General features: G+C 33.8%; 15 protein-coding genes and 1 pseudogene. 9 read left to right on the top strand and 7 right to left on the bottom strand.

All coding sequences use genetic code 11. The features are described from left to right. Positions 1 to 14: 14 nt before the first annotated feature. The 9 genes and pseudogenes from ACJTDF_RS03635 (at position 15) to ACJTDF_RS03675 (ending at position 9,289) form a co-directional block, all read left to right on the top strand. On the top strand, positions 15 to 2,372 hold the full coding sequence (locus ACJTDF_RS03635; RefSeq protein WP_407966215.1) for a VirB4 family type IV secretion/conjugal transfer ATPase: 2,358 nt from the start codon (positions 15 to 17) through the stop codon (positions 2,370 to 2,372). After that, the gene (locus tag ACJTDF_RS03640) at positions 2,369 to 2,824 is read left to right on the top strand and encodes a hypothetical protein (RefSeq protein WP_407965011.1); all 456 of its coding nucleotides are present in this window, start codon (positions 2,369 to 2,371) and stop codon (positions 2,822 to 2,824) included. Before ACJTDF_RS03635 ends, ACJTDF_RS03640 begins: the two co-directional genes overlap by 4 nt. A 202-nt stretch (positions 2,825 to 3,026) precedes the next feature. After that, positions 3,027 to 4,016 carry a type IV secretion system protein gene (locus tag ACJTDF_RS03645; protein WP_407965010.1) on the top strand — a complete coding sequence of 330 codons (990 nt, stop codon included), beginning with the start codon at positions 3,027 to 3,029 and terminating at the stop codon, positions 4,014 to 4,016. Positions 4,017 to 4,196: 180 nt separating this feature from the next. Continuing rightward, positions 4,197 to 4,514 carry a conjugal transfer protein TraJ gene (locus ACJTDF_RS03650; RefSeq protein ID WP_407965009.1) on the top strand — a complete coding sequence of 106 codons (318 nt, stop codon included), beginning with the start codon at positions 4,197 to 4,199 and terminating at the stop codon, positions 4,512 to 4,514. Then, positions 4,504 to 5,172, top strand: coding sequence for a virB8 family protein (locus ACJTDF_RS03655; protein ID WP_407965008.1), 669 nt, complete (start codon positions 4,504 to 4,506; stop codon positions 5,170 to 5,172). Before ACJTDF_RS03650 ends, ACJTDF_RS03655 begins: the two co-directional genes overlap by 11 nt. Further along, positions 5,169 to 6,032 (top strand): P-type conjugative transfer protein VirB9, encoded by an 864-nt coding sequence (gene virB9, locus ACJTDF_RS03660; protein WP_407965007.1) that lies wholly within the window; start codon positions 5,169 to 5,171, stop codon positions 6,030 to 6,032. Before ACJTDF_RS03655 ends, virB9 begins: the two co-directional genes overlap by 4 nt. Beyond that, positions 6,029 to 7,252 (top strand): type IV secretion system protein VirB10, encoded by a 1,224-nt coding sequence (gene virB10 / locus ACJTDF_RS03665; protein ID WP_407965006.1) that lies wholly within the window; start codon positions 6,029 to 6,031, stop codon positions 7,250 to 7,252. The genes virB9 and virB10 overlap by 4 nt, the downstream gene beginning before the upstream one ends. Next, a pseudogene (locus tag ACJTDF_RS03670) lies at positions 7,249 to 7,566 on the top strand (ATPase, T2SS/T4P/T4SS family); the annotation flags it as partial. The gene virB10 and the pseudogene ACJTDF_RS03670, both read left to right, overlap by 4 nt. Positions 7,567 to 7,615: 49 nt before the next feature. Next, positions 7,616 to 9,289, top strand: coding sequence for a BID domain-containing T4SS effector (locus tag ACJTDF_RS03675; protein ID WP_407965550.1), 1,674 nt, complete (start codon positions 7,616 to 7,618; stop codon positions 9,287 to 9,289). A 636-nt stretch (positions 9,290 to 9,925) separates the two neighbouring features. On the opposite strand, the gene ACJTDF_RS03680 is transcribed toward ACJTDF_RS03675, so the two are convergent. The 7 genes from ACJTDF_RS03680 to ACJTDF_RS03710 form a co-directional block, all read right to left on the bottom strand. Further along, positions 9,926 to 10,132 (bottom strand): antitoxin VbhA family protein, encoded by a 207-nt coding sequence (locus ACJTDF_RS03680; RefSeq protein ID WP_407966189.1) that lies wholly within the window; start codon positions 10,130 to 10,132, stop codon positions 9,926 to 9,928. Between the two features lie 162 nt (positions 10,133 to 10,294). Beyond that, complete coding sequence (locus ACJTDF_RS03685; RefSeq protein WP_407966190.1) at positions 10,295 to 12,202, bottom strand: BID domain-containing T4SS effector; 1,908 nt, start codon at positions 12,200 to 12,202, stop codon at positions 10,295 to 10,297. A 159-nt stretch (positions 12,203 to 12,361) separates the two neighbouring features. Further along, positions 12,362 to 14,047, bottom strand: a complete 1,686-nt coding sequence (locus ACJTDF_RS03690) for a BID domain-containing T4SS effector (RefSeq protein WP_407965004.1) — start codon at positions 14,045 to 14,047, stop codon at positions 12,362 to 12,364. A gap of 188 nt (positions 14,048 to 14,235) precedes the next feature. After that, entirely contained in the window at positions 14,236 to 16,158 is a 1,923-nt protein-coding gene (gene traG, locus ACJTDF_RS03695) for a Ti-type conjugative transfer system protein TraG (protein ID WP_407965001.1), read from the bottom strand. 144 nt (positions 16,159 to 16,302) lie between these two features. Then, entirely contained in the window at positions 16,303 to 17,895 is a 1,593-nt protein-coding gene (locus ACJTDF_RS03700; RefSeq protein ID WP_407965002.1) for a BID domain-containing T4SS effector, read from the bottom strand. A gap of 164 nt (positions 17,896 to 18,059) precedes the next feature. Then, on the bottom strand, positions 18,060 to 19,688 hold the full coding sequence (locus ACJTDF_RS03705) for a BID domain-containing T4SS effector (protein WP_407965003.1): 1,629 nt from the start codon (positions 19,686 to 19,688) through the stop codon (positions 18,060 to 18,062). Between the two features lie 251 nt (positions 19,689 to 19,939). Then, the gene (locus ACJTDF_RS03710) at positions 19,940 to 21,625 is read right to left on the bottom strand and encodes a BID domain-containing T4SS effector (protein ID WP_407965004.1); all 1,686 of its coding nucleotides are present in this window, start codon (positions 21,623 to 21,625) and stop codon (positions 19,940 to 19,942) included. Positions 21,626 to 21,728 lie beyond the last annotated feature (103 nt).

A 21,728-nucleotide genomic window follows, 5' to 3' on the forward strand; every position in this document is an offset into this window, starting at 1 on the left:
AGATAAATGCAGTGATGAAGCGGGAATCGAAGCGGGAAACTTTACCCGAAGAATACATTCCCTATGTCCGTCATGTCAATCAACATGTGATTGCATTGGCTTCACGTTGCTTAATGACAGTAATTACTGTTGAAGGCATAAATTTTGATACTGCAGATATCAGCCAATTAAATTCTTTACATACCCAATTAAACACGCTTTTGAAAAATATAGCAGATGAACGTGTTGCTTTATATTCTCACGTTATCCGTCGACGTGAAACGATTTATCCAGAAAGCCAATTTTCTTCATCTTTTGCAACAATCTTAGATCAACAATACAAACAAAAAATGATTTCGCAAGATCTTTATCGAAATGATCTATTTCTTTCGGTTCTCTGGAATCCTGCAGCAGATAAAACTGAACAGCTAGCTTCTTTTTTTCATCGTTTAACACAAGCAAAAAAGATGCAATCGGAACCAGACTTTGAATCTGTTCGGAAAATCGAAGAGTTAAGTCAAGATCTTATACAAGGTCTGGAATGCTATGAAGCACGACTTTTATCTACTTACGAATACAATGACATTTTATTTTCTGAGCAAAGTGAATTTCTTCATCAATTGGTGGGAGGAAGGCGTGAACGCATACCCCTTACCTTTGGGACTATTGCCTCAACGATTTATTCAGATCGTATTATCTTCGGCAAAGAAATTATCGAAATTCGTCATGAAAGCAATGAACGCTTTGTCGGTATGTTTGGCTGGAAAGAATATCCTTCTAGAACACGTCCTGGCATGACCGATGGCTTGTTGACAGCACCCTTTGAATTTATTTTAACGCAATCCTTTGTTTTTAAAAGTAAAGCAGTTGCAAGTGCTATTATGAGCCGTAAACAAAATCAAATGATTAATGTAGCGGATCGTGCCAGCTCGCAAATTGGAGCTCTTGATGAGGCACTTGATGATTTAGAGTCCAATCGTTTTGTTTTGGGAGAACATCATCTCTCTTTAGCCGTTTTTGCTGATCGTCCACAAGAATTGGCAGAACATCTCTCCAAAGCGCGTTCATATCTTACTAATGGTGGTGCAGTTATAGCGAGAGAAGATCTAGGATTAGAAGCAGCATGGTGGGCACAACTTCCTGGCAACTTTAGCTATCGAGCACGCTCTGGAGCTATTAGCAGCAGAAATTTTGCAGCATTATCCCCCTTTCATTCATTCCCCATTGGCAAACTAAAGGGTAATGTTTGGGGCTCTGCTGTCGCTTTATTACAAACGCAAGCTGGCTCTCCTTATTATTTTAATTTTCATTTTGGTGATGTTGGGAATACCTTTATTTGCGGTCCGTCAGGATCTGGAAAAACAGTCATTGTTAATTTTCTTCTTGCACAATCGCAAAAACACAACCCAACAATAGTCTTTTTTGATAAAGACCAAGGAGCAGAGATTTTTGTTCGTGCTGGAGGTGGCAAATATAAGCCTTTGAAAAATGGTAAACCTACCGGTATTGCACCATTAAAAGGCATAGAATACACAGAAAAAAACAAACTCTTTCTTCAGCATTGGGTTTTAAAGTTGGTTACTACGGACGGCCAAACAGTGACAGAACAAGAGCGACAAGATGTCGCTAGAGCGATCGATTCCTTAGAAAGTCTTCCTCTAGAACAACGCTCACTCGGTGCACTTCAACTGTTTTTTGATAATACCTCCACAGAAGGTATTGCGATACGTTTAAAACGTTGGATCAAAGGCAATCCTTTAGGGTGGGTCTTTGATAATGATCACGATGACCTCAATTTAGATGCTCAATTCATAGGTTATGATATGACCGATTTCTTAGATAATGAAGAAATTCGTCGCCCTTTGATGATGTATCTGTTTAACCGCATTCTCGATCTTATTGATGGTCGGCGTATCATTATTGTTATTGATGAATTCTGGAAAGCCCTTGAAGATGATTCATTTAAAGCTTTTACTCAAGATCGTCTTAAAACAATTCGTAAACAAAATGGCATGATGCTCTTTGCAACACAAAGCCCCAGAGATGCTTTGAATTCAACAATCGCTCATACAATCATTGAACAATGCCCCACTCAAATGTTTTTTCCAAATCAAAAAGCCAATTACAACGATTATGTTGAAAACTTTAAATTAACTGAACGTGAATTTGAACTAATCCAATCAGAATTAAGCAGAGAATCTCGTCGCTTTCTCATTAAACAAGGTCACAATTCTGTTGTTGCAGAACTCAACTTACGTGGAATGGATAATGAAATCGCTGTCTTAAGCGGAACAACCAGAAATATCGAACTCGTGAATCAAATTATAAGTGAACACGGAACAAATCCCAATGTATGGCTACCTATATTTTATCAAAGGAGACAAGCTCAATGAAACCATTGTATCTGATTACGCTTTTATCATTATGCTCTACCTCTCTTTTATCATTATGTTCTATCTCTTATGCAGTATCGCAAACAGATACTGAGACATATTATCAAAATGCCATACAAGCTTCATCAGGATCAGAAATCTCAGATTTAGAAACAGCTAAATCTGTTTATGCTTCGGCAGTTGCAAATCAAGAAAAGATTAAAGAAATCAATAATAAATTATCACAGAATCTTACGCCAGAACAAAAAGCAGCTCTTCAAACGGAGTTGGCTATTCTTCAAGCTAATCTTCAAGCGGATATTCTAAAACTTCAGGCTTCTGCTATTATAAAATCGGAAAGTGCTCAATCAAAAGAACAAGAACGTGAACAAGAGCAACAGAAAAACCAGGAAGCTGTTCAACAAACACTTCAAGAACAGTTGGAGCAAGCTAAAACTAAGCTCAAGTTATAAACTTACTCCAGTTAGTAAAAAAGAAGAAAGGGAAAGCTCTTCAAATACAGTTGGCTAGTTTTCAAATAAATTCTCTCATTCAGGCTCCTTCTATAATTCAATGGAAATACTCAATCATAAGAAGGGCGTGAAGAGGTGCAAGAAAAATCATAAATTCATATTTATCGAACATTACAGGCAAAATTAGAATAAGATAAAACTGATGTCAGATTTTAAATTTACTCCGTTTGAAACTGTTTCTTCGTATATTTTAGCACCACTCAACGATGTAGTGGATACAACAGTCAGTAGCTTGTCTTCTGCTATTGCAGCACCCTTAAATCTTGCTGCAATCATTTTTATCTTTTTATATGGCTATAATGTTATGACTGGCCACGTCGCCCTTTCAATGCATAGTCTCCTTAATAATGTCATTAAAATCGTTGTTGTGACAACAATGGCAACAAATGCAGATGTATTTAATACTTACATCAAAGATATATTTTTCGGTAATTTAGCCAATGCTATTGGGAATGCGTTCAATAGCAGTCCCGTCGACTCTAATGTTTTCGATTATCTCTTGTTAATTACGAATACGCGCTATCAAGATTTTGTAGGTAGGGCTGGTTTTTTTGAAAAGATTATGGTGGGATTGATTGGTGGTATAATGTTTTTGGCGGTTATCTTTTTTTGTACAGTTGGTTTTATTATCCAAATGTTTGCAAAAATTACATTAATCATGGTGATAGGTCTTGGTCCTCTTTTCATTAGTTTATATTTATTCAATGTAACTCGCAGATACGCCGATGCATGGATTTCAACATTAGTTAATTTTACAGTTTTGCAAGTTCTTGTGATGATGCTTGGAACAATGATGTGTAAAATTATGCTGTATGTTTTCGATAGCTCATATACTTCAATCTATTTCTTGCTGCCTCCTGTCCTTGTAGTCTCAATAGTGGGAATTGTTCTCTTCCAATCACTTCCTACCATTGCTTCTGCACTCTCTAGTGGAGGACCATATCATCATGCTGGTGTCTCATCAGGATCACAAATAATCTCAATGGCTTCTGGCGCCTTTAACCTCGCTGGAAGAGGCTTTACAGTCGGTAGCAGTGCAGCAAGAGGTGCATCTGTAGGAGGTTCTCGTGCTGCGCAGCAAGCTGCACAAGCTGCGGAAATGATGCGTGGAGGTGGTCGTGGCGCATTCTAATATCAACTGTCTCTCCAATACGGCTATAGTCAGACCCTTAACCCAAAAGGTATTAACCGTACGCACAGCCGATGAAAAGCTCTCTTCGCTTTTTCAAAAAATCAGTTCTCATGTTTTGGAAAAATTACGCACTGCAAAATCCCAATATTTTATTTTTCAAAATATTTGCGAGTTCAGATAATGAAACTAAAAATAACTATCATTTTAATTCTTTTGATAGCACTTACGGGTTGCGCTTCTTTTAAAAGTGGCCCCAAAAAACTTCCACGCTGTAGCGGACAGAATATCCGTATGCTCAATCAAGGAAAATGGAACTGGAACAATAATAGCACCTTCCTTCACAATACGGCAATCAAGCCAATCACAACTCCTATTATCCTCAACACACAAGAAAATGAAGCACCAAAAGCTCATGTCGAACTCCCTGCACCTCCTGTGAATACAATAAACCATCAAACTCCCTCTTATACGAATGCGGAGATCACACATGAAAAGTGATGAATTTAAAGAATATATAAGAGAAGCGCGGTCATTCGATATTGATCGTATGTGTAGTACGCGACTGCAAATGAAAATGGCTATAGCTTTGACCGTGCTTTTTGGGTTGATAACAATCGCTTTGGCTTTAGCCGTGGTAACCTTAACACCCTTAAAAACCGTAGAGCCTTTTGTTATCCGCGTAGATAATTCTACAGGTATTGTCGATGTCGTGAGTGTTCTAAAAGATGAACCTCAAAATTATGATGAAGCAATAACACGCTACTTCGCGAGCAAATATATTCGTGCACGCGAAAGTTTCCAATTATCAGAAACAGAAAATAACTTTCGTATCACTTCTCTTTTATCTTCCGTAGAAGAACAAAATCGCTTTGCCAAATGGTATTCGGGAAATAATCCAAATAGTCCGCAAAATATCTATAAAAATATGTCCGTGACAGTCACAATAAAATCCATTTCTTTTTTAAGTAAAGATCTCATTCAAGTGCGTTACTATAAAACGATTAGAGACACTAATGGAAAAGAAGATATTTTCCATTGGGTTTCGGTCTTAAATTTTTCCTACGTTAATACACGCATTTCAGTAGAAAATCGCTTAATTAATCCGCTTGGTTTCCAAGTGTCAGAATATAGATCTGATCCAGAGGTAGTTCAATGATTAGAGTAGTAAAAATATTCTTTTTAACTCTCATCGTTGCAATAAGCTGTGATGCATCTTTATCATGGGCAGAAATTTCTCCCGTGGGTGCCCAAAAAGATAATCGGATCAGATTTATTAATTATGACCCATATAATGTCACAAAAATCATTGGATCTATTCGCTCTTCAGTGCAGATTGAATTCGCTAGCGATGAAAATATTTCCTATATTGGAATTGGCAATTCCGTTGCTTGGCAAGTCGCACCAGCCGGTCACTTTGTCTTCCTCAAACCCCGTGAAGTTCAGCCTATCACCAATCTACAAATTGTCACAACTCGCCAAGATGGGACAAAACGATCTTATCAATTTGAACTTCAAGTGCGTGAAGGCGATGTTTCTATCGGTAATGACACATATTTCCTTGTAAAGTTTCGTTATCCAGAAGATGAAGCTTTGCGTAAACAATTAGCTCAAGAAGCTAAAGCACAAAAGGATGAAGAAGAATATGCCGATAATATCCTCAATATGCATGAACATTTTGGACCGCGCAATTGGGCTTATATTGCTCAAGGTTCCCCCCTCATTGAACCAAGCTCAGTCTATGATAACGGTAGAACAACAACATTTACCTTTTTAGGAAATAATGAAATCCCTGCCATTTATCTTGTCTCGCTTGATGGACAGGAAACTATCGTTCCAAAATCAATTAAAGGAAACCAGGTCATTGTTCATGCCATAGCCATGCAATTCACTTTGCGACGTGGTAACGAAGTTCTGTGTATCTTTAACAAAGGTTTTATCCCAAGAGGAATTAATCCCGGAACCGGGACAACATCACCTTCTGTCCAACGTGAAATAAACGTAGAGAAACAGCCATGAATAATGATGAAGTGGATGAAATAAATCTTAATAAGTATGACGCGATAAAGGATCGTGATACAATAGAGGATGGTCAAGAAAAAAAAGAGGGCTTTAATTTAGGAAAAGGCCTTGCTCTTCTTATTCTCTTTAGTGTCTGTATTTATTTAATATATATAATCCTTTCATCTTCAAAAGATACAAAAAAACAGCCCATAGAATTACCTAAAGAAGCAAGCAGCAGACAAACAGAACTGTTCCAATCGATAAAACCCACGATGGCTCCTCTAGAGCTAGCTGATAAAAATAATCCCCTGTTGCCTAAGGTCGAATTACCAACACCAACAATCAATCAGCCAAAATTTGATCATAAATTATTAGAAGCAGCACAACGTGCTCCCGTTTTAGCCTATGTTAATCCAAATCAGCAACAAGTTACTTCAGAAAATAATAATAATACCGTTTCTCTTGACCAAAATAACAATCGCTCAAATAAAACAGCACAATCCTTTAATCACCTCCTCGAAGCAACAAAGTTAGACGGTGTTCATGCATCAACACTCGGTAACCGAAATTACATCATTGCAATGGGAGCCTCTATTCCATGTATCTTAGAAACAGCAATCAGCAGTGAACAACAAGGTTTTGTTAGCTGTATCGTTTCCAGAGATATCTTGTCAGACAATGGTCGTATCGTTTTGCTCGATAAAGGAACACAAATCATCGGTGAATATCGTAGCGGTTTAAAAAAAGGCCAATCGCGTCTCTTCATATTATGGAATAGAGCTAAAACACCAGAGGGTATCATTATAACATTGTCCTCACCAGCAACAGATTCCTTAGGCCGATCAGGTGTTGATGGTGATATTGATAATCATTGGTTTGAACGACTTGGTTCTGCACTTCTTGTTTCAATCGTCAGAGATGCAACAAATTACGCAAATAACCGGCTAAATTTACTCAAAACACCAACACAACAAGAACAAACAATAGACACCTTGTCTTCAGGAACACATAGCCTTTATGCAGGAACAGATATGGCAAAAATTATCGCAGAAAATTACGTCCATATCCCTCCAACCTTGACCAAAAATCAAGGTGAAATGGTTAATGTTTTTGTTGCCCGCGACCTAGATTTCTCAACTGTATATAAATTGAAAATTATCGAAAATAACAAAAAGGTTATTCATCGCGCCTTTTCGGGAGACTTTCATAAAAACTCTACGGGGACATTGAAATGAAACAAAACTTCCAAAATATAAATGATGAAACCATTGCTATCGTTTTAACAAAACTCAAACCAATTCATAATTTTCTTAAAGATGAAAGTCTTTTTGAAATCGTTATTAACCGTCCTTATCAGGTCATGATCGAAGGAACTACAGGATGGAAAACAATAGAAGTACCAGAGCTCTCTTTTAATGAACTTATGGGTATGGCTAAAGTGATCGCTGCTTATTCTAAGCAAAGTATTTCCGATAAAAATCCAATACTATCGGCTACCTTGCCAAATAATGAGCGTATTCAAATCGTCATTCCTCCAGCTGTAGAAAAACATTGATTAAACATTCTATAGAAAAAAATTACCTTATGAAAGGATAATCATGACAGAAACAGTCTCAAATGAAGCAATAGTAACAGAACCATCATCCAGCTTGCCTTTACCTAAGAATTATAACTATCCCAATAGTCTTACACTAAAGAATAAATATGGAATAATAGACCATAAAGAGTTTACGGATAAATGTGCGCATGATTCAGCAAAAGCAGCTATTAATTTGCGTCAAGAAGCATTGCCAGAGAAGTTTGATTCTTCTTATTTAAAATATATTCATAAACGCTTGTTCGAGAATACATTTGAATGGGCTGGCTGTACTCGCGATATCCCTTTCTCATTTAAAGATGGTACAGTTGCTGTTATGCCAGAAATGATAAGATCAAATTGGAAAACAGACCAACCAATCATTTTTGCAACCGGTAATAAAGTGCAAGATGGTTTAAAAAGTATAGATAAAATGCTCATTGAAAAAAATAATTTACAAGACTTACCGCGCCAAGAATTTATTCATCATATAGCACAAATATTTGCTTCCCTCAACTATACGCATCCTTTCAGAGAAGGCAATGGACGTACACAACGGATATTTTGCGAAAAGCTTGCTCAAGCTGCAAATTATAATCTTGACTTTTCAATTGTGACCTCAGAACGTATGTCTGAGGTCAGTATTGCAGCAGCACAAGACAACAATCTAGAACCTATGAAAAAGCTTTTTGATGATATCTCCGACCCCCAAAAAACCGCTATTTTAAAGGAATTCATAAGCAATACACAAAATATTGATCAAGAGAATATTAATAATTGTATTATTGTAGCAGCAGATGAAGGTGTAACCTATACAGGAACTTATAAAGGTGAAAGCCCAGATAGTATTGTAATCAAAACGAATAATATCTATACAATCTGTAGCAAAGATAGTTTTACACCAGAGCAAATTAAGGCATTAAAATTTGATGATACCATCACTTTTACAATTCCAACCACTCAAAATAAAGAAAATGTTTTAATTCCAAAAGAAATATTAGCTCCTTTGACATCAAAACAAATATTAAAAAAAATTCAAAACAATACTGACATTCAAAACAAACAAAAAGAAATCAAACGTTTATCAAAACTTGTATATGGTAGCGCTAAAATATTAGATGAACAGATAAAGATGATTAATAAGAATCCAAAGCTAAGCAAACAGCTTTCCTCACAAATTCTGTCTTCTCCCAACTCTGTTGCTAATCTTTCAGGCTTTGAAATATTGGGTATGAAAAACTCGGTGCGTAAAAAAGCTGAAGATCATGCTATCAAACTCGCTAACTCGATTGACACTTATGCATCTATTGTAAACAATGTTAAGGCAACAATAGTTCAACAGCACAAATCAGAACAAAAACGCTGTCAAACAACAGTAAAACTACCCAGCTCAATATTGCAAAACATTCTTAACTTACCAGAAGAAAAGCGAAAGGAATTGTTATCAGAGGAAAAGTTATCTTCTTCGATTGCCAGAGAACTGGATGAATTTATGCATGCACTCAATACTCGTCTTTCACCAAAAGAGCGCAGAAATATCTGTGAAAGTGATCATCAACAATTCGCTAAAAGTCTTGGCATATCAGAAAATAAAGCAACAACAATCATCAAAGTTGCTCAAGAAGCTAAAGAAGTATTCCAACAAATACAAAAAGTAGCATTTAACCTTGAAAAACAGTTTATTGTCGCAAACTAAAATATCAAAATTTTTCTTTCATGTGATATCGCTTATAAAGTATTCTCTGAAAGTATTAGCATATCAGAAAGTACAACGAGGACAATTGCAGAAATTTTTGATAAAACTTCAAAAATATACTTTAGATTTTCGAAGTTCAAAATAAATTAATCAAAAAATGATGATAAAATATTTATAATGATTAAGGAGCATTTAGCGAATTTTTATATAATCATTGAGTGTACTATGTTCTCTTGATGAGAAGCGTAAATTGATTTTACTCATAAAATAATATAGATCTTAATGAAAAACACCTGAGTTTTATATTTGCATCTTCGAGATGTTGTTTGATTATGTTATTTTCAAATTTAAATCTAAAATTCCAATACATCTAATCTATTCGAATATGTTCTCAAGTAAGCATTTATGAAGATATTGTAAATAGGAAAAATCAAACTTTTCTGACAGTATTTCTTGATACAAATAAACAACTGCGTATTCCGATCATACGCACACTTCTCATTAAAATACTGAGATTTTTTTTATGCCATGTCTATTTCTTAATATATTGCTGCCAAAATAAATATAACCGTAAGCTAAAGACAACAAAATATTATTAGTTGTTTATTTCAACATCTATTGTCTATGATTAGCTCTTTATAGCGTTGCATTGTCCATAAGAGTATTAAACTCTTCTAATGAATACTCTCCCTTAGCATATCCCTCTAAAATTTCAAGCGTCTTAGAATGAAGAGTGATCCCTTCAATTGCATGTGTGCTGATAGCTGCATCAACCGCTTCACGGCGTTTTTGTAATTCTTCTGGTGTCAAAGATGTAGAATAATCAGTTGATTTCTTTTTCATAAAATCTTCCTTTTCTTTACTTATTTTTATAAAATAAAGGCATGTTTATTTGTTAGGTCTTAAATAACTTATGTAAAATATTTCTGCTTTTTTATGAACGGAATGTCCTTACAACAATTGTGCCACCTACAAATATTAAATGAATTATAAATCCTCACATTTTTAACTAGCTATATTTATTACTTTTAAATCATTACTCTTAACTCTTTTTAACAAGTTCTGTAATTGCTCACCTTGCGCAAAAAGCTTTTGAATTATCTTCGCTTTACTTTCTGATATACCAATGCTTTCGGCTAGCAATTGATAATTAGCATCACATAGCCATTTGTGCTCGCTTGGTGTAAGACGGAAACGAACTTTTTCTACAAAAGTACTGAGTTCTTTTTGCAATGAAGGAGAGGAACTTAAAGCTTCTTTCTGCATATCCTTTGACAAATTGAAAACATCCTGTAATTCTTTGCTGGGCATTTTCACTACTGTCATCAGACGTTGTTGTTTTACTAGATGCTGTCGAACAATTTCATATCTCACATTTCTTACAATACTGCCATAGCCACTAATCTGTTGCGTAAGTGTTCCAATATTTTGTTCAGCTGTTTTGTATTTTGAATTTTTAAAGCATAATATCTTTTTACCTGCTAATTTAGAAATAGATGCAGGAGAATCAGTTATTTGCTTTATAAGCATTTTATCAAAATTTCCACTTTCAGGAATGAGATCCATCTTTTCGCTGAATGTTTCTAGCTTTTTATAAACACGTTTTGCATAAATATTAACTTGTCTTTGCTTTAATTGAACAGCATGATGATTCATAACCCTTTCACTAATTTGATCTGATGTTAAAGGAGCTAATATTTCTTTTGGAATAAGAACGTCTTTTATATCTTCTTTTATTGAAAATTCAAAATGTAATGCATTACCAGATTTTAATGCCTTAATTTGCTCTGGTAACAAATAATCTTTTTTGAATATCACATAAACTGGTTCTACCATATAATCACGATCTATTTTGAGTAGAATAGATTCCGGGCTATCACTTTCATAAACGCCTACATAGGTATCCCTTTTCTTTGGCATTAAAATAATCTTTTTTTGAGCATCTATATACTCGATATTGCTCATGGAGTTTATGAACTCCTTCATAATTTCTACTGTTTTCGGATTTGAAATATCTTCAAAGATATCTCTGACAACACTTATATTGCTCGGAGTATCAGCATTCATCATAGAAAGCCTACTGCAAACTATCATACGTTTTGCTGTAACAATTGAGAAATCTAATTGATAACCCGCAGCTTCAGCAAGTTTTTCAAAAAATATTCGTTGCGTGCGACCATTCCCATCTCTAAAAGGATGTATATAATTAAGAAAAGCAAACATACCCGCTGCTTTATTAATATAACCTTTATGCGATAAACCTTGCAAATTATTATGCTGTGCAAGTGTTTTATCCATATTATTTAGATAGTTAAAAATTTTTTCACTTTCTGCAAAAGTGCTTCCCGAGTTTACCTTTTGCATTGTTGGCATAATGGCAATAGTACCATCCTCAAATACAAATGGAAAGTCACGGGTGTATCCAGCCCATTCAAATGTATTCTCGAACAAGCGTTTATGAATATATTTTAAATAAGAAGAATCAAATTTCTCTGGTAGCGGTTCATGGTATAAATTAACCATTGCTTTTACTGTGTAATGTCCGCTCATTGCGTTCAGAGCTTTTATGTCTGTTATTCCATATTTATTTTTTAGTACAGTGGTCTGAGGATAATTATAATTGTGAGATGACGGGAGGTTAGAGTCAAATGGTAGCACAGGTTCTAGCACAGGTTCTTCCACTTGCACGCTTTTCACATCATCCAGAATAATTTTTCCAAAACTATCCATGATAACATTAAATTCACTCAATGAATAGTTTCCCCTTGCGTATTGTCCTAAAATTGTAATTGTATGAGAATGCAAAGCGATACTTTCAATAGTATGAGTATGAATCACTGAATCAGCAATTCGGCGACGCTTTTGAAGTTCTTTGACTGATACGGATGTTAAATTATGTGCTTCCACTGGCATAACTCTTCCTATTTTTTTTCATTTATAAAATAGAAATTTATAAAATAGAAATATGTTTTTACTTTGTTATACTTTTATTTTGATATTATTTTTTTGTTTTTAAGAACAATTTTTTCCTCATGGAAATAATTTATAAATTTATCATAAAAATCTTGTATGTTAGACTGCTACAGCCATCCGTCTTAACTTATTCACTGTGAATTGTTGAGATTCTCGATACACTTTTTTTGTTTCACGAACAGTTTTTATAAGTATTTTTGCTTTATGTTCTGACATATTAATACTTTGGGCGAGTTTTTTATGATCACCTATTTTGAGCGCTTTAGTCTCATCTATTGAAAGACGAGACTCGATTTTCAATAAAAAGTCGAAGAGCTCTTTTTGGATCTCAACACAATCTTCTCCGTTGAAAACTTTTTCTCTCTCACTTGGAGACATGTTAAGAATATTTTGCACTGCTTCACCAGGCAACTTTATTTCTTGTGCAAGGCGTTTTTTTTCTATTTCATGATTTCGAATAATCATATTTTTAACAAGCCCTACACCATACCCGTACTCTTTAATTTTTCGACTCAGTAATGAAAGCTTTCTTTCAGCCCTTATGCGTTTGGGACTCTTTATAAACCATATTTTAAAGCCAGCGAGCTTAGAAATAGATTGAGGATATTTTAAAATTTGTTGAGCAATTTTTTCACTCGCCCCTTGCTCTTGATTAATCATATCGAGACTTTGATCTAATACTTTTGAACTTCCATAAACAATTTTTGATAAACACTTGATTTCTTTCCAATCTTCTGTAAGCACAGCAGTGTCTTTAACCTTTTTAAGCATTTCTTCTAACGTCAAAGAAGTGAGTTTTTCTGCTGGGATAAGAATTTGATTTAAATTTTTATTTATTGGAATTTTAAAGGTAATCTTATCACCAAGTTTCAATGCCTTAAGTTGTTCTGGTGCAAAATAATCTTTACAGCACACGATATATAAGTCTACTGTTTCAATTATAATAGAATCCGCATTACTATTCTTATAAATACCCGTATACTCTATATTTTCACGTGGTGTTATAATAATTTGTTCATTCAAAAACTTACGTCTATGCCGAGATGCAGAATATACATAGTCCTTTAAAACGCGCGTTTTTTCTGGATTGGAGATATCTTCGAACAAATGTTGCATTGCTTCATAATTTACATTACTTTTTATGGGTATTGTACTATTACAGGCATGTATCATGCGTTTTTTTGTTACAACTGAAAAATCGAGCTTATGGCCTGCAGCTTCTCCGAGTTTTTCAAAAAACATTTGTTGTGTACGCCCATTGCCATCTCTGAACGGATGTATATAGTTGAGAAAGGAAAAAAGCTTTACTGCTTCCTCAATAAAATCTTCACGAGATAAACCTTGCAAATTATTTTTTTCAGCAAGTATTTGATCAAATTTATGTAAGCTTTTTGATACTTTTTTACTATCTTTGAAAAAAGCATCTGAATTTGGTATTTGCATCTTTGAGATGTTGGCAGTTATACCATTTTCAAATTTAAATGTAAGATCGCGAGTACATCCGGCCCATTCAAACGTCTTCGTAAATAAGCGTTTATGCAGATATTTTAAATAGGAGGAATCAAACTTCTCTGGCAGTGTTTCTTGACGCAAATAAACAGCTGCTTTTTCTGAATCACGCGCACATTTCTTATCAAGAGACTGAGCATCTTTTATCCCATATTTATTTATTAATGTATTATTGTCAGGATAAGTATAATCACAAGAAAATAAGTTTAATGATTTTATCTTTTTTGTTAAAGGCCTAAAAGTTTTTTTTAGAGATTTTAAATTTGTTTTTCTCATGATCGTTTACACAAATATTATTTTTAATAAATATGACTTTTGCACATGCGTTCTATATTCGTCACAGATAACCATATTGGAAAGTCACCATGTGTTCTGCTATAATAACTAAAAAATTCAGTTATTGATCTGCAATTTCAGCGAATTTTTCAAAAATTTTTGTTATGTGTGCCTATTATCATCTCTAATCAGTTTTTCTTTCCTTTTGGAGCAAAGCGATTCTTTTCAGTAGCAGCTAACATCTCTTTTCTTCTGAAGTAAATTGCTCGTCCACAGCGTAAAGGCGGTTGTCCTTGCATAAGAATGATTTGTTCATCTTGTCGCATTTCTTGAATAATTTCATGAGGTAAAATCAGCGCTCTTTGTTGATAATTTATATTTTTAGAGCCTTTTAAAAATTGTCCTTTAGATTTACTTTCTCCAGTCACTTCAATAGTCATTTGACCACAACGTTCTGAAATATCTTTAGCTGTTTGTAAATCTTTAATAGCGGCATAACTCACAAACGAACAACTCTCAAACCATGATTGCGCTCCTGATTTTCCAAAGTGATTTACTAACTGACCAGAGGATTGATAAAATAACATTAAAGATATACCATATTTACGTCCACGGTCACGCGCTTCTTCTAAAATGTTCATATAGCCAAGCAAATCAACCTCATCCAAAACAAACAAAACACGCTTTTTATAGTTCCCATCAGCTGTAACCATTGCATTTAAAAAAGCACCAATAATCACACGTCCAATCCCTGGATAACTATTTAAAATACTTGCAGGAAGATTAAGAAAAATATCTGTATTCCCATCTGCTATATCTGAGGACAGGAAATCATCACCACAAACAAGATCTGCGTAATTAGATAAAGAAAGCCACTGAGTATCTTTCGAGGCAGTTGTATAAACACCTGAAAAAGTTTGATCTGCCATTTCTGTGAAAATACCAACCATTTCACGAATAAAAGGAGAAGGTGATGTATCTTGAATATTGCGCAATTGGTTAACAACAACCGTTTCTGATTGAGAAAGAATTTTGCGCAATGTTTTTAGATTACGCTCACTGTCATCGTATTCATCAGAAAATATGACATGTGCAAGAAGAGCAGTTAAAAGATTATGGGCTTGTGTTGAAAAGTATTCTGCTGAAGAATTTTCTGATTTTTTGTCAGTAAGTAGCAGTTTAGAAAAACCCACGATATTCGCTTCACGTTGTGTGCGAGGTACGCTATCATCTAAAAGCCAATCGAGAACATTGAAAGTTTTGGTTGATATTGAAGTTGGATCAAGAACAATAACATTTCTATTCTCCATCTTTTTACGCGCCAATTGAACCATTGGTGCAACTTCTGTTGAAGGATCAAGACAAATAATAGAGCCTGGATATTTTAAACATACTGGAATCACTGTACTTGTTGTTTTATATCCGCCAGAACCAGCAAAAAAAATCATATGAGTTGAACCAAAGTCAAGATTAAAGGTTAATAAGGGTGACGTTCCTCCTTTTCCCCATGTTGCCTTATCTCCGGGTGCAAAGGGGATATTACGCACACTATCTTTGTCAACACGGTATCTTTCACCAACAACAATTTGACCGTTCGCAGGAAAAATTTTTTTTGCCTCACTTAAATTCATCCATGATGCATCACCAAAAACTCCTTTTTTGGCACGCTTCACGCCTTTTGTATTTTTAAGCGAAGTAGTTGTTAAGAATTGAGCTATTAAAAGAAGAATACCGCCAATTATGCCAAAGATAACCATGACATCAATAAACTGCAAAGCGTAGCTCCATGTTATTCCTTGTTGGCCAATATAAGGGCTTAAGCGTTTAATTTCGCAGTTAAGATAGTAAAGAGAGACACCAGTAAAAAAAAATGCTGTAACAATTGTAATTGCTCTGCGTAGATATAGCTTTTGCGATATAGTGTAAATAAATGATACAGCAACAACGAGTAGTTGCGCTAATAATGGTTCTGAACGAATATACCAATATTTTTCATAATCTTGTAATCCGTTTATTAGAAATAATAACACATAAGGAACAAGGAATATTATTAAACTACCTAAAATTATTGGCGTTAAAATAAGAAATAATTGTGTTTTAGTATATTTCATTACGACCTACTTTTGCTTTTATCATGCCATAAAATCACACTTTATTAGCAGAATGTATAATGTAAGTGACATTTGCTAAAAGTCATAATATTATTACAAATAACTCTTATTCATGAATGTTAAATGAAATATAAAGCCTTAATTTTAGAGGCTCATATATTGCATTTTCGGGCGCTTAGGTTGCACTATGTCCAAAACTGCATTGATTTTCTTAACAGTTTCTGTAATCACTTTTGCTTTATTTTCTGATATTCCAATGCTTTCAGAAAGCGCTTTATAATTAGCATTTCGCATCTCGTTATTTTCTTTTGTTGATAAACGCAAGGTAATTGAACGTATGAGTCCATTCATTTCTGCATAAATTTCAGGAGAGTCATTTATAGCAGTTAGTTGCAATCTTTTGGACAAATTAAGTACATTTTGTAATTTTGAACTAGGCATCTTTACTACTTGTGCAACGCGTTTTTCTTTTGCTTTATGTGTTCTAATAGCTGTATGTCTAATCTCTGATACTATATCTGCATAATTTAAAATTTCAGTACCAAGTATTTTACTATTACTTTCAGAGGTTTTGTATCTTGATGTTTTTATGCCCAAAACTTTTTTACCCTTTATCTTATGAATCGATTGAGGAATATTTACAATACGTTGAGAAATCTCTCCGGCTATTCTAGGATTTGCATTAATAAGACTTATACTTTTTCCCACTATTTCAGACTTACCGTAAATAAATTCTGATAACTCTTTGATTTTTTTTATGCTTTCTTGAACACGAAAATCATTTTTAATCTTTTTAATTATTTCCTCTTCCTTTAAAGGAGCTAATTGTTCATTTGGAATGAGAATTTGATCTAAGTTTCTTCTATTTATTGGAATTGTAAAGGTAATCTCATTACCGGATTTTAGTGCTTTGAGTTGTTCTGGTGGAAAATAATCTTTACAGCATAGGATACAAGAACCCATTGTTTCGACCATAATAGAATCAAAATTACTTTCTTTATAAATACCGCTATAGGTAATACCTTCACGTGCTACCATAACAATTTCATCATTCAGATTTTTTCTCTTAATCTTAGAGTCGTAGTAGATAGCCTTTTGTAAAATATATACTTTTTCTGGATTAGAGATATCTTCGAACAAATGCTGCATCGCTTCATAATTTGCACGCTTAAGCATCGTATTACTACAGGCATGTATCATGCGTTTTTTTGTTACAACTGAAAAATCGAGCTTATGACCTGCAGCTTCAGCAAGTTTTTCAAAAAATATTCGTTGTGCACGCCCATTGCCATCTCTGAATGGATGTATATAGTTGAGAAAGGAAAAAAGCTCTACTACTTCATCGACAAATTCTTTGCGCGATAAATTTTGCAAATTATTTTTTTCAGAAAGGATTTGATCAAATTGATGTAAGCTTTTTTCGATTTTATGACCAACTAAAAACTCATGTTGAAAATCTGGTGTTCGCATTACCAACATTTTGGCAGTTGTAGCATCTGCAAATTGAAACAGACGACCCCGAATACATCCTGCCCATTCGAATGATCTCTCAAATAAGCGTTTATGAAGATATTTTAGATAAGAAGAATTAAATTCTTTTGGTGGTCGCTCCTGATACAGATCAATCATTATTCTTTTTGTATCATAAGCACATCGCTTTTTTAATTCTTTTTTATCTATTATGTTATATTTATTTTTTAATACTTTACTATCAGGATAATAATAACCAGAATACATAATTTCTCTTTTTTATTAACTTTTATAAAAAACATATTTTTGATTTGTTATATTCTTTTGACGTTATGTAGCTACTCAGAAACAATTTCCCCTTCTTTATGAGATAGTTATTATCACATAATCTTCACCCATCCACACAAGAATAAAAACAAAAATTCGTATTTTCAAATGGCCATAGCCATTACTTGCGAACGATCAGGTTGGATTTTTTTAATTTGGTTGTGTAATTTTACGCTTTTATTAATTATGTCTACAATCATCTTTGCTTGATTTTCTGATACGCCAACACTGCAAGAAAGTTTTTTATCCTGTTTATGAACGATATACTCTTGCTCGTTTACTGAAAGACGAGAATTTACTTCATCTAGAAAACGACAGAAATCTTTATAAAGTGAAGGAGAGGATTCTAAGACCTTTTTTTGCTCATCTTTTGGCAAATTAAGAATATCTTGTATTTCTTTGCTAGGTTTTTTTACTACGTATTCAACACGTTTTTGTTCTCTTTTATGCTCTATACAAATCTCATCTCTAACAGATTTCACCATTTGCACATGTTTTTCAATTTTTTGAGTGAGTTCCAAAATACTATTTTCCGCCATTTTGCGTCTTGGACTCTTTATAAACCATATTTTAAAGCCAGCAAGCTTAGAAATAGATTGAGGAGATTTTCTAATCTGTTCGGCAAGCTGTATACCTGTTTCAGGATGTTTATGAATACACATCATATGTTCATCTAATATCATTCTGTCTTTATAAATAACCTCTAAGCAACGATCAATTTCTTTTTGGTGTTCTCGAATACAATCAACCTTTCTAGTCCGTTTGATTATTTCTTCTTCCTTTAAAGGAGCTAATTTTTCTCCTGGAATGAGAATTTGATCTAAGTTTTTTTTCATCGGAACTGTAAAGGTAAGCTCACCACCAGGTTTTAATGTCTTGAGTTGTTCTGGCGCAAAATAATCTTTCAGACATAGGATGTGAGAATCCGCCGTTTTGATTATAATAGAATCTGTAGCACCTACTTGATAAGTACCTGTATAAGTTGTACCTTCCTGTGGCATTATAACATATTCATTATCCAAACGTTGGAGCTCAACTTTAGGTATGGATTGAAAAAAATCCCTTAAAATAATTACTTTTTCTGGATCAGAGATATCTTCAAACAGGCATTTGATTGCTTTATAAGCTGCATCGCCCTTTAGAATCATCGAATCATGACAGGCACGCATTATACGTTTCTCTGTTGCAACTGAGAAATCAAGATTATGGCCTGCAGCTTGAGCAAGTTTTTCAAAAAATATTCGCTGTATAGGTTCATTACCAGCTCTAAAAGGATGTATATAGTTGAGAAAAGAAAAAAGCCTTACTGCTTCCTCAATAAAATCTTCACGCGATAAACCTTGCAAATTATTCTTCGAGGCAAGCATTTCATCAAATTTCTTTAAGTTTTCTTGAATTTGATTACCATGTGCAAAATAAATATCTGATGCCGGAATTTTCATCATTAACATTTGAGCAATAGTACCATCATCAAATGCAAATGAAAGATCACGGGTATATCCAGCCCATTCGAATGCACTCTCGAACACGCGTCTATGAAGATATTTTAAATAAGAAGAATCAAATTTTTCTGGTAGCGCTTCGTTACGTAAACTATCGACTATTTTTTTCGCATCATGCTTGCATTGCTTTTCAAGTTTTTTATGGTCCATTATACCATATTTATTTTTTAACGTTTGCGTGTGAGGATAAATATAATTACGCGCTAAAGATGTATCAAAAAGTGCTACCATTATCTACCTTAAGTCTTAAAAAAGTTAACTATTTCATCAAGTTAGTTGCGTTTTTTATAATCACATTTAACACCAGGGATGTTAAATTATGTGCTTCCACTGGCATAACTCTTCCTATTTTTTTTCATTTATAAAATAGAAATATGTTTTTACTTTGTTATACTTTTATTTTGATATTATTTTTTTTGTTTTTAAGAACAATTTTTTCCTCATGGAAATAATTTATAAATTTATCATAAAAATCTTGTATGTTAGACTGCTACAGCCATCCGTCTTAACTTATTCACTGTGAATTGTTGAGATTCTCGATACACTTTTTTTGTTTCACGAACAGTTTTTATAAGTATTTTTGCTTTATGTTCTGACATATTAATACTTTGGGCGAGTTTTTTATGATCACCTATTTTGAGCGCTTTAGTCTCATCTATTGAAAGACGAGACTCGATTTTCAATAAAAAGTCGAAGAGCTCTTTTTGGATCTCAACACAATCTTCTCCGTTGAAAACTTTTTCTCTCTCACTTGGAGACATGTTAAGAATATTTTGCACTGCTTCACCAGGCAACTTTATTTCTTGTGCAAGGCGTTTTTTTTCTATTTCATGATTTCGAATAATCATATTTTTAACAAGCCCTACACCATACCCGTACTCTTTAATTTTTCGACTCAGTAATGAAAGCTTTCTTTCAGCCCTTATGCGTTTGGGACTCTTTATAAACCATATTTTAAAGCCAGCGAGCTTAGAAATAGATTGAGGATATTTTAAAATTTGTTGAGCAATTTTTTCACTCGCCCCTTGCTCTTGATTAATCATATCGAGACTTTGATCTAATACTTTTGAACTTCCATAAACAATTTTTGATAAACACTTGATTTCTTTCCAATCTTCTGTAAGCACAGCAGTGTCTTTAACCTTTTTAAGCATTTCTTCTAACGTCAAAGAAGTGAGTTTTTCTGCTGGGATAAGAATTTGATTTAAATTTTTATTTATTGGAATTTTAAAGGTAATCTTATCACCAAGTTTCAATGCCTTAAGTTGTTCTGGTGCAAAATAATCTTTACAGCACACGATATATAAGTCTACTGTTTCAATTATAATAGAATCCGCATTACTATTCTTATAAATACCCGTATACTCTATATTTTCACGTGGTGTTATAATAATTTGTTCATTCAAAAACTTACGTCTATGCCGAGATGCAGAATATACATAGTCCTTTAAAACGCGCGTTTTTTCTGGATTGGAGATATCTTCGAACAAATGTTGCATTGCTTCATAATTTACATTACTTTTTATGGGTATTGTACTATTACAGGCATGTATCATGCGTTTTTTTGTTACAACTGAAAAATCGAGCTTATGGCCTGCAGCTTCTCCGAGTTTTTCAAAAAACATTTGTTGTGTACGCCCATTGCCATCTCTGAACGGATGTATATAGTTGAGAAAGGAAAAAAGCTTTACTGCTTCCTCAATAAAATCTTCACGAGATAAACCTTGCAAATTATTTTTTTCAGCAAGTATTTGATCAAATTTATGTAAGCTTTTTGATACTTTTTTACTATCTTTGAAAAAAGCATCTGAATTTGGTATTTGCATCTTTGAGATGTTGGCAGTTATACCATTTTCAAATTTAAATGTAAGATCGCGAGTACATCCGGCCCATTCAAACGTCTTCGTAAATAAGCGTTTATGCAGATATTTTAAATAGGAGGAATCAAACTTCTCTGGCAGTGTTTCTTGACGCAAATAAACAGCTGCTTTTTCTGAATCACGCGCACATTTCTTATCAAGAGACTGAGCATCTTTTATCCCATATTTATTTATTAATGTATTATTGTCAGGATAAGTATAATCACAAGAAAATAAGTTTAATGATTTTATCTTTTTTGTTAAAGGCCTAAAAGTTTTTTTTAGAGATTTTAAATTTGTTTTTCTCATGATCGTTTACACAAATATTATTTTTAATAAATATGACTTTTGCACATGCGTTCTTGTAAAATTTCAAACGTTTTAGTATAGATATTGATCTTGAAGTGTGAAA

Source organism: Bartonella bennetti (assembly GCF_045945445.1).
Classification (GTDB): Bacteria; Pseudomonadota; Alphaproteobacteria; order Rhizobiales; family Rhizobiaceae; genus Bartonella.

Coding starts and splice junctions, on each gene's coding strand:
- ACJTDF_RS03635 (WP_407966215.1), top strand. CDS start 15: ATGAAGCGGGAATCGAAGCGGGAAACTTTACCCGAAGAATACATTCCC.
- ACJTDF_RS03640 (WP_407965011.1), top strand. CDS start 2,369: ATGAAACCATTGTATCTGATTACGCTTTTATCATTATGCTCTACCTCT.
- ACJTDF_RS03645 (WP_407965010.1), top strand. CDS start 3,027: ATGTCAGATTTTAAATTTACTCCGTTTGAAACTGTTTCTTCGTATATT.
- ACJTDF_RS03650 (WP_407965009.1), top strand. CDS start 4,197: ATGAAACTAAAAATAACTATCATTTTAATTCTTTTGATAGCACTTACG.
- ACJTDF_RS03655 (WP_407965008.1), top strand. CDS start 4,504: ATGAAAAGTGATGAATTTAAAGAATATATAAGAGAAGCGCGGTCATTC.
- virB9 (WP_407965007.1), top strand. CDS start 5,169: ATGATTAGAGTAGTAAAAATATTCTTTTTAACTCTCATCGTTGCAATA.
- virB10 (WP_407965006.1), top strand. CDS start 6,029: ATGAATAATGATGAAGTGGATGAAATAAATCTTAATAAGTATGACGCG.
- ACJTDF_RS03675 (WP_407965550.1), top strand. CDS start 7,616: ATGACAGAAACAGTCTCAAATGAAGCAATAGTAACAGAACCATCATCC.
- ACJTDF_RS03680 (WP_407966189.1), bottom strand. CDS start 10,132: ATGAAAAAGAAATCAACTGATTATTCTACATCTTTGACACCAGAAGAA.
- ACJTDF_RS03685 (WP_407966190.1), bottom strand. CDS start 12,202: ATGCCAGTGGAAGCACATAATTTAACATCCGTATCAGTCAAAGAACTT.
- ACJTDF_RS03690 (WP_407965004.1), bottom strand. CDS start 14,047: ATGAGAAAAACAAATTTAAAATCTCTAAAAAAAACTTTTAGGCCTTTA.
- traG (WP_407965001.1), bottom strand. CDS start 16,158: ATGAAATATACTAAAACACAATTATTTCTTATTTTAACGCCAATAATT.
- ACJTDF_RS03700 (WP_407965002.1), bottom strand. CDS start 17,895: ATGTATTCTGGTTATTATTATCCTGATAGTAAAGTATTAAAAAATAAA.
- ACJTDF_RS03705 (WP_407965003.1), bottom strand. CDS start 19,688: ATGGTAGCACTTTTTGATACATCTTTAGCGCGTAATTATATTTATCCT.
- ACJTDF_RS03710 (WP_407965004.1), bottom strand. CDS start 21,625: ATGAGAAAAACAAATTTAAAATCTCTAAAAAAAACTTTTAGGCCTTTA.